Below are 9517 nucleotides of genomic sequence, written 5' to 3'. Positions count from 1 at the left end.
AGTAGTCAGATATTCGAATCGAATCTTCCAAATGTGCAGCTCTGCTCGCCATACTTCATGATTAATGAAAAAAAGAAATTATCTATCAATTATCCATCATTTGACTATAAAGTGAACAGCATTGGGATTGAGGGGGATTTGCCTTTGGTTTTTTGCTTATTTAAACTCAGCGTCAAAGCAAATCCCCCCTGGCCACCCTTTTTCAAAGCGGGGAATAAGTGTACTGCTTCTTATTTTTTTAAATACACAACAAATCAAATACTTAGCTCAGCAACACCTGCCGCGCCTTCAGGTAATACGCTTTGCGCTGCGCCATCCCGGTGTATCCGCCATTAATGCTGATACTGATAAATTCAACCGGGGATAAATCCAATACTTTGCCATGATATTTTTTCTTTAAAACATCCTGATCATCATGATTAGCCGCGTCATTTAAATGCCGGCCAGCCCAGTATTCGCATGCACTCCAGACTGCATATTCGGCTTGCTCCAGCATTTCCGGGTGATTTATAAACAGATCCCGGCGGCCTTTTTTAATGCCTAATTGCAAATAATTAGCGCGGCCTGTGGTTTGAAAGATGCCGCGCCCTTTATATTTAACACCATCCCCCGCTTTGCAATTACCCAAATCTGCCCTGCCTTCATAAGCCGCCCCGCTTGCGTATTCTTGCAGCGTTTTAAAGTGATCACTCTCAACGCAGGCTTGCGCTAAAAAATGGGCATATTCCTGAGCGCTGTCCATTTCATACTGCGGGCACAGCTTATTGATCCATTCCAGCAGGCTGGGCATCAGCGGCGTGGCCTTGCCTGCTATAGCGCTTAAATGTGCGACAGTAATCAACAAGCCCATGATTTTCTCCTTAAAAAGGCTAAACCTTTATAGCAAAAAAACCCCGCCCCCTTTGAAAGGGGCGGGGTTATTGGCTGGCAAAGAATCTGCCACCTGGCTTTCTTAGATTAGAAGGTTAAAACTTCACCCGCGAAACCAGAGCCAGTCAGATCAACCAGACCCGTGATTTTCACCACGATGTCATTGGCATCAAGGGCTGTTTGCTGCAGTGCTGCGCCTGTGCTGTTAACCATGGCCACCACATAGGTGTCGCCACCATATTGGAACCAATCAACACGCCCAGTGTTTGCAGCTAAAGTGGATGCAGCTGGATCAGTTCCCTGCGCAGTTGTAAGCAGGGTAAAGTTAGCAGCCATGTTTAAAGCATCGGTCAGAGAAGCCGCTGTAGCCACGTTGATTTGTGAAGCTGCAACTGAAGCCCCTAATAATGTGAAGGCATCTGCAGTGGTGCCAAAGCTAACCTGATGGCCTGTCACTGTAGAGCCTGCAGCAAAGTTAATCGTGGTGTTTGCATAAGCTGCTGTTGTACCGCCTGTTACAGCACCTGTTACAACCACGGTTTCAGCTCCGCCGTTAGCTACATTCACCGTACCAATATTCACCGTAGCCCCGGTACCCACAGTGACCTGTGTTGTACCCGCACCCGAAGCGATATTAAATACATCGCCCGCGCCTGTGGCCACAATGGTATTAGAGCCTGTACCCACCGTGATCACATCACCTGCACCGTTGGCAACCAGCTGGTTAGCACCATTACCCAGAGTGAAGGTATTGCTGCCGCCTGAAGCCACCGCCTGAATCAACCCCGTACCAACCGATGCAGCTTCTGTACCGGCAGTTGAATCTGTAGCCTGAATAAATTTCAGACCCGAGCCGCTGGTAAAGAGATCAGCCGCCTGGCCTGCTGCCAGATTGAAGGTCACATTATTATGTGCATCTGCAGCCGTTACAGTGAAGGTAGTGGTGTTGGTGAAGGTACCGTTACCAAAGGTAAACTTGCCACCCGCCAGAGTGGAATCGATGGTGTTCAAGGCAGTACCGGTTTCTTTCAGCAGGGTAAACGCATTATTCCCTGTAACCTGAATGGTATTCACGGTATTGCTTGCATCGGCCAGCTCTTGCACGATATGCGCAGCGCCATTTGCAGCAAATTTCACTAAGGCGTCGCCTGTCACGGTCAGCTTATTCACTGTTGTGGCATTGGTTTGCATGGTAACGGTCAGGCTGTTGCTGCCAGACGCGCCCATTTGCGTGGTTTCCAGCAAGCCAATATGCGTATTACCCGTCGCATTCAATACCACCTCAGCTGAGGCCGCTAAGTTAGTAAACTTAGTGGTATTAGTATTGGCGGCAGCTGTACCGGCTGCGGTTAATGTTGCTTTAGAGAAGCCGGTGTAATCCAGCGTGGAGCTGGTGGCCAGCGTTGTAATATCAGCAGAGCCGGTGATATTGGTTACATTCGTTGCAACCACTATTGCTTCACCGAAGGTAGAACCAAAGCCCTTCACAGAAGCCACATCTTTCAGCTCTACAATCACGCTGTTGTTGTTAGTACCCGCTTGCAATGTATTGCCGTTATCAGACGACACTACATAGCTGCGGCCGTTGGACGAGAAGGCCACCACTTTATTTGCACCACCCGTGGTTGCACTGCTGACCAGGATAGACGCTGCGCTGATCAGCTCATTGGTAGTGAATTGGGAAAGGTTATTACCCCCTGTGGCGCCGAAGGTAATCACACCATTGCTGATGCTGTAGGTTAAGTTAGCCAGCTTGGTAAACAACGCGCCGGAGGAATCCAGCACCGTTGCCATTGTGTTGGCACCCGTTACGTTATTCACCCCATTGGTACCCGAATTAGCCAGAATGGTCTTGGCAAGGTCAGCATTATCAGCCGTATTACGGAAGGTAATGGTATCGCTTGCAGACTGGCTGTTGACGGTAAACTTAGTCACGCCACCTTTACTGCCGTTGTCGGTGAGCGTTGCGCCTTCTTTCAGGATCAGCTTATCTACTTTGGCGGTAGAAGCAGTCAGATTCACTGTTTCACTACCTGAAGAGAACTTATGGCTGATCGCATTCCACGCGCCACCCAAGCCAGCCTTGTATTCACCACCGCCCGCACCTGAAGTAAACAGATTGTCGACTGTAGCAAAGTTAGTGCTGTCTGTTGTTGCAACGCCTGCACCCACAAAGGCTGCCGTACCGGCTACTGCCAGTTGTGAGATTTCGCCCGCTTGCACAGTAATCAGCACTTTAGTGCTATCCACCACTACGGCCGAAGCAATGCCTGGCTTATCGGTAGACGCTGCAGCGGTAATACCTGCAGCAATTTTAGTGGCGATTTGAGCTGTTGTATCGTTATTGGCAACAGCGATGGTAATAGCACCCGCACCACCGTTAAAGGTGACCGTGATATTACCCGCACCCGCACCGCCTACTGCTGTAGCGGATTCAAGAACAATTTGCTGCTGTCCGCCCACAATCACATCAGCAATCGTTGCATTTGCAGCGCTTTTTGCTGTGCCCACTTCAAACGCAGCGGCCTTGGTTAAGACAATGCTGCCGCCGCTGGAAACGGCAGTGACTGCCGGGCTGCCCGTACCACCTTTGACCACATTACCCAGTGCATTATTGGTAGTGGCATCATTGGTAATGGCTGCAGCCAGTAAGCCTGCCACAGTCGCCGCACTATTGTTACCAATCGAGGTGTAGGTATACGTTGCACCATTGATGGTTACTGTGGCGGTATCACCATTTTGCCAGTTGTTGGTTGCTGTACCGGTTAATGTCACCAGGGCTTTGAAGTTAGTGGTGTCATTAGAACCAGCGGCTTTCAGTACAGATGTACCCCCCGTAAAGGTTGTACCTGCATTCGATACCTTAGCTGCAGTGACATCAACCGATGTGGCGGAATTAACCAGTGTGCCGTTATTGGTTGTTGTGCCGGTATGAGTCGAGGCATTGATCGAAGTAAAGCCAGCAGTAGAAGTTAACGCCAAGCCGCGATCGCCGCCTACAACCAGTGTTGCTGCACCCGCTGTGCCTGTATCTGTCAGTGAGACCGTATTCAGGCTAGTGGCATTGGCAGTAGAAACATAACCACCTTTTGCATTGATGGTAATGGCTTCGAATGCGTTAGCTGTAATTATACCCGTACCTAAGCCGCCCCCTGCTGCCAGAATCGCCGAACCAGGGCTTGCCAGAGCAGTACCGCCTGTACCCACATTAATCGTCAGCGCATTATTAGTTGCAGTGGTGTTGCTGCCTGCAAGGCTCACTGTTTTATCTGTGGTATTGGCTGTAACCGAGAATACGCCGCCAAGATTAGTCAGCGTGATATTGCCCGCCACTGCGCCCAGCTGAACATCGGTATTAAAGCCCGAAGCATCGTAACTACCTGCAGCACTATTAGCCAGCGCACCCAGACGCAAGATTTCAAAGCCTTTCACCGCAGTTGCGCTGCCTAAAGCCACATCTGTACCAGCTGCAGCATAGTTAGCCACCAGTACATCGCTGGTGCCTGCGCCGCCATCAATGGCAACCAGATTACCCCAGCCCGATGCATTGGAATTAACAGTGAGCGTATCTACACCGCTACCACCCATATATTTCTGTGCAGTGGCTGCAGTTGTGGTTGCCTGCATTAAGGAAGTGACATTACCCGTAGCAGCAGAGGCATCTACCGTCATGGCTTTGCCCAAATTACCTGTACCAAATACATCGGCGGTATCAAAGGTTGTTGCACCTGCGCCTTTTAATGTTACGGTGGCAATGGCGGTAGAAACGTTACCCAGTTTCAGCGTAGCCGCTGCCGCATTATTAACCGTAACCGCCGTTGCAGCTGCCGCATCCACTTGCAGAGTGGCGCTGGAAGCAGTGCCATTATCTGTAATAGTCAGTGTGCCGGCTTTGCTGTCAACCACAGTAACATTGCTTGTGGTGGCAACACCGTTATCCCACACATTCTTATTATTGGCACCCTGAGTAATCGTCAGTGCATGTGCAGCAGTATTGTTGGTAATGGTAATGGTGTTGGCACCGCCTTCAGTATTGAGTACCGACAGCGCTGTTAAGGCATCTGATGTAATAGCTACACCATCAGCACCTTGCAGACCAGTCAGGGAAACATTAGCCAGCTTGCTGACGCCCACTGCTTTACCTGAATTACCACCACCCGTTGCCAACGTAGCCTGAATATCTTTAATCGCTGCAGTATTACCCCCACGAATAGAAACCGTAGCTGCACCGTTAGTGTTTACATTAACTACACCTACACCGTGATAGTTAATACCGCCTACCGACGTCACATCTGCAATGGTTACATCACCTGTAGGGGCCAGATTAGCGTCTTTCAGTGCTGTACCTGCCGCATTAAGTGCATCAGAAGCAGCACCCACCGTAATTGCACCTGAGGTTTTGGTGGTGGTAATCGCCACGGTAGAGCCACCGCGCACGGTAGTGGTATCAGCACCCGGGCCGCTGAAGGTACGGGTAATCGCTACAGCACCACTTGGTACGGTATTCACCCCGCTAATGACTTCACCTACTGTGACAGCACCACCCGTGGTATTTACGGTAACTGTTGTACCACCATCCACAATCACATCACCTGCATTGGTAGTGGCTAAATAAGCCCCCGTGCCAGTAAGCATATCGGATTGATTAACCAGCACCGCACCTGTAGGTGCGCTGGCAACAGACTGACCAATCGTGACGTTCTGACCTTTAGCATTCACTGTAACGTTAGAGCCACCATCAATGACCACAGCACGGGCAAAGCCATTGCCATTCAGGGTTTCTGTAACCGTGACATTCCCTGTTGGGTTGCTGACCTGATCTGCCACCCCGGCATTGGCTGCTCGGCCAATCGTAACATTTGCACCTGTTGTACTAACGGTAACGTCTGTGCCCCCGGTAATAAGGACTGCACCAGTCGCAGCACCGTTATTAACAATACCAGTGTTGGTTACTTTGATGACGCCACTTGGGTTCAGTGTGTTTTCTTTAGCGGCACCCAAATTACCAATATTGACCGCATTGGCAGCATTGCTTGTGATGGTGACGTTTTTACCGCCAGACACACCAATTGCACCCGCGGCTGTATTGTTATTGGTAGAGCCAGCGAGACCGTTGTAAGCAATTTGCGCCACTTCATTGATGGTGACATTGCCTGTAGGCAGGTTTGTTAAATCAACCCGGCCTGCATCGCCAACAGTAATTGCGCCCGCGCCTTTTAATGCGGTGTCGTTAATCGACACATCTACGCCGCCAAATACAGTAATAGCGCCAGTACCTGCGCTATTTACGGTGATATTGCCTGATGCATTGGCTACTTTACCTGCGGTGTTGTTACCGGTATTGGCTGCCGTATTACCGATTTCAATCACGCCACTGTTTGAAGAAGAGCTGGTGGTGACATTAACGGTAGTACCGCCAAACACATTCACTTTACCTGTGGCACTGTTGTTTTGATTAACAACAATTTTGCCAGTAGTGACTTCAGCAGCCAATGGTACGCGGGCAAGGCCAGGGCTACCTACCAAGATATCCCCGCCCACCGAGGTAGCAGTGACATCTGTACCGCCCACCACCGTTAAAGCGCCTGCAAAACCATTGTGTGTAGCATTCACTACCGTGCCATTGACGCCATTCGCTGCCGTAAATACATCGGCTGCACCACCATTGGTTGTGCCTTTCAGGCTGCGTACATCGGCATAGCCAACAGTGCTGAACCCTGTACCCGCTGCAGTATTGCCTGAAGAATTCAAAATAATGTTCTGAATATTAGTCAGCGTAACGCCGGCAGGGATATTGCCGTTGGTGGTACCAGGGGACAAATCAGTAATCGTTAAGGTATTGGTAGTTTTACCTGCCGTACCAAATAATTTATCACCTGTGTTTAAGGTTGGGCCTTTGCCATCCACATTGAAAATCGTTTGTGAGGCAAAGAAGCTGTCTGCAGTTTGCAGATCTAAACCAGGTGTTAAGGTAAATAAGGTTGCAGCACTCAGTGTTGCAATATTTGCAGGAATAGCGGCAGTTTGAGCAGCCTGTGTGCTTGGTAAAACTGCAGCCAGGAAAATACGCGCGGTAGTGGCTGAAGATTCGCCCACGTATTTCAGGATACCTGCGTTATCAGAAAGCGCATCGGTATATGCGCCAGCAACGGCAAGCTTGGATGCCAGTGTTGTTGCGTCTGTACCTGTTGCGCCATCCAGAATAGCCAACGCCATTTTGCCGATGGTTAAACGGCCGGCATTGATTTCATTGATGTAGTACTGCAGGCCGACGGTTTCTGCGGCACGGCCAAAAGCTGCTTTATATACAGCATCAATTTGAGCTTGTAGTGCTAAAGAGCCATAAAGTGAGACAGATTCAGGTGATGTTGCAAAGGCATTTACAACATTAGAAACGCCTTCTTTATCGACACGGTCAGACCAGTATTGTAAGCCAGCATAATCTGCTGGACGTTGATAGTAAGCGATATACAGTTTCTGTACATAAGTCAGTGCTGCTGCAGTTGCCATTTTACGAACTCCTAAAAGTTTGTGTAAGCTATCGTCCAGCTTTAAGCCAGGGCTTTTCCATAATGGATCGTGCCACGGACAAATGCATTGTTCTCCTCCCCTAAATTTAAAAATGTGATAGCAATCACAAAATGAGGATTAGCCGCTCAGCACGGGGTGAACGGCTATTGAAAACCACAGCAAACAACTAAATCATTGATTTTATTTATAAAAATATTTTTACCTGTCAAAAAACATAAAATTTATCTTGATTTTTAGCAAACAAAGCCAGCTTTTATATATTTCTGCCCCTCAGACAAACAGGTTGACCCATTTAAATATTTGTGATTTTCATATGACACGCCTCTGTAAATCGCTATTTTTCACCATTTTTATGGAAAAACAACCCAATAAAACCCCATAAAAACACAGTAATAGTTCTTATTTACAAAAAAATACCGGATTTTCCGCATGGAAAGGCAAGAACACAAACCTGACTAAATAATCAGGTATTTATCTTTTATGTAAGGTTTTAAATAAGAAACGCTGGCCCGAAGCTCAGTACAATCAAGCTTCGGGATCACAGTGAAAAGCACAGGAAGGGGATTACTGAATAAGCAGGATGGCCTTACTTTGCTTCTGCAGGCTTTTGCTTTTTGCCCGCCAAAAAATCATCTAAACCTTTTTGTACTAAATCGTAGGTTTTATCCACATTACTGGCAATGCTGCCATCGAGCACCTGCAAACTCTTAAGAATATCTCTTGCCTCTTTAAAACCCTGCTCTACCCCGCCACGGATTACCTTAGTAAATTCCTCAGCAATTTTATCCGGGTCTTGCCCTAGCCTTTGTTTGGCAAAAGCATCGTAAAACCCCGTTGAGAGCGCAACTATTCGCCCGGCAGTGCCTTCGGGCGAGTTATCCTGGCCCATCGCATTTTTAATGGCATCGTCACCAAATTCTGGTTTAAGCACTTCATTTATCTTATCAATAGCCGTTCTGAATAAGAGCTGCATTGGCTTATCGCCACTGCTGATCGAAACCTGCAAAGAAGCTTGTAAGATCTGCTGGTTTGTTTGTGCACGAATGCTTGCCTCGCTCAGCCCGGGCTTTTTATCCGTATCTTTCACGTCCTTACTTTGGACAGCGGCTGGCGATGAGGTGGAAACAGAGTTAATCACGATAAGGCTCCTTATCAATCTATTGCATAAAGGTATACGACAGATTATCGGCAGGAAACATACTTAACTTCAGTACTATCTTTCCTCCTCTGATCGACGGTTTGCTGCCAAGCGGCTTGATTTAGCGCAAAACATGTAAAAATTGCGACATCCTTCCGTTTACCCGAATAGCATTCGTGGCTATGCTCCGCTCCTGATTGATCATTCTGCGCCGGTTTTATATGCCCCAGCCCAAACACTCCCACTCCCTGCTCGAAGACTTACAAGGATTAATGACCGGCGTATTGCTCATGGCGCTGGCAATCCAGTTTTTTAAACAAGCGGGGCTGCTCACAGGCGGGGCAACGGGCTTGGCGTTTCTGCTGCACTACATCGCCCATTGGTCGTATGGCACCGTATTGTTTCTGATTAATCTGCCGATCTATATTTTCTCTTACCGTATGCTGGGTAAAGAATTCACGCTTAAAACATTTGCCTGCGTAGGCACACTCGCCCTGCTATGCGGCTGGCTGCCAAACTGGATTAATCTGGGGGATGTTGATCCTGTTTTTGCAGGTTTAATGGGCGGCTTACTGGCAGGCGTAGGTATTTTGATGCTGATCAGGCATAAAGCCAGCTTAGGTGGCGTAACCGTATTGGCACTTTATTTACAAAAGCGTTTTGGCTGGCGCACAGGCTATGTGCAGTTAGTGGTTGATCTCTTTATTCTGTGTGTTGGTTTTGGCGTAGTTGATCACAAACAACTATTAATATCTGTATTAGGTGCTTTTGCTTTAAACCTTGCGATTGCAATTAATCACCGGCCAGACCGGTACATCGGCATGTAATACATCAATAAAAAAAGGCCATTATTTGAACTGCACCCCAAAAGTTGGACACCCGTCCATATTTTTGGGGTGTTTTTATGTCCAAGTACTCAACGCAATTCAAGCTCTCTGTCGTTCAGCAATATTTAACTGGCGAAGCGGGTATCAAAAC

General features: G+C 48.2%; 4 protein-coding genes. 1 reads left to right on the top strand and 3 read right to left on the bottom strand.

The features are described from left to right. Positions 1 to 262: 262 nt before the first annotated feature. From CSQ88_RS21170 to CSQ88_RS21160, 3 genes are all read right to left on the bottom strand, one after another. Complete coding sequence (locus CSQ88_RS21170) at positions 263 to 850, bottom strand: glycoside hydrolase (protein WP_099400047.1); 588 nt, start codon at positions 848 to 850, stop codon at positions 263 to 265. A gap of 107 nt (positions 851 to 957) precedes the next feature. Beyond that, positions 958 to 7380, bottom strand: coding sequence for a DUF4214 domain-containing protein (locus tag CSQ88_RS21165; protein ID WP_099400046.1), 6423 nt, complete (start codon positions 7378 to 7380; stop codon positions 958 to 960). A gap of 607 nt (positions 7381 to 7987) precedes the next feature. After that, positions 7988 to 8539, bottom strand: a complete 552-nt coding sequence (locus CSQ88_RS21160) for a DUF5610 domain-containing protein (protein WP_099400045.1) — start codon at positions 8537 to 8539, stop codon at positions 7988 to 7990. A gap of 221 nt (positions 8540 to 8760) precedes the next feature. On the opposite strand from CSQ88_RS21160, the gene CSQ88_RS21155 reads away from it, so the two are divergent. Further along, positions 8761 to 9366: a YitT family protein gene (locus CSQ88_RS21155; protein ID WP_099400044.1), complete on the top strand. Its 606-nt coding sequence runs from the start codon at positions 8761 to 8763 to the stop codon at positions 9364 to 9366. The last annotated feature ends 151 nt before the right edge of the window (positions 9367 to 9517 follow it).

The organism is Iodobacter sp. BJB302 (assembly GCF_002735645.1).
Lineage (GTDB): Bacteria > Pseudomonadota > Gammaproteobacteria > Burkholderiales > Chitinibacteraceae > Iodobacter.
The sequence above is the reverse complement of the archived record's forward strand: the minus strand, read 5'-3'. Positions and strand labels throughout refer to the sequence as shown.

Bases quoted from the DNA above. Each gene is read 5' to 3' on its own strand.
- CSQ88_RS21165 (WP_099400046.1), bottom strand. From the start codon at position 7,380: ATGGCAACTGCAGCAGCACTGACTTATGTACAGAAACTGTATATCGCT.
- CSQ88_RS21170 (WP_099400047.1), bottom strand. From the start codon at position 850: ATGGGCTTGTTGATTACTGTCGCACATTTAAGCGCTATAGCAGGCAAG.
- CSQ88_RS21155 (WP_099400044.1), top strand. From the start codon at position 8,761: ATGCCCCAGCCCAAACACTCCCACTCCCTGCTCGAAGACTTACAAGGA.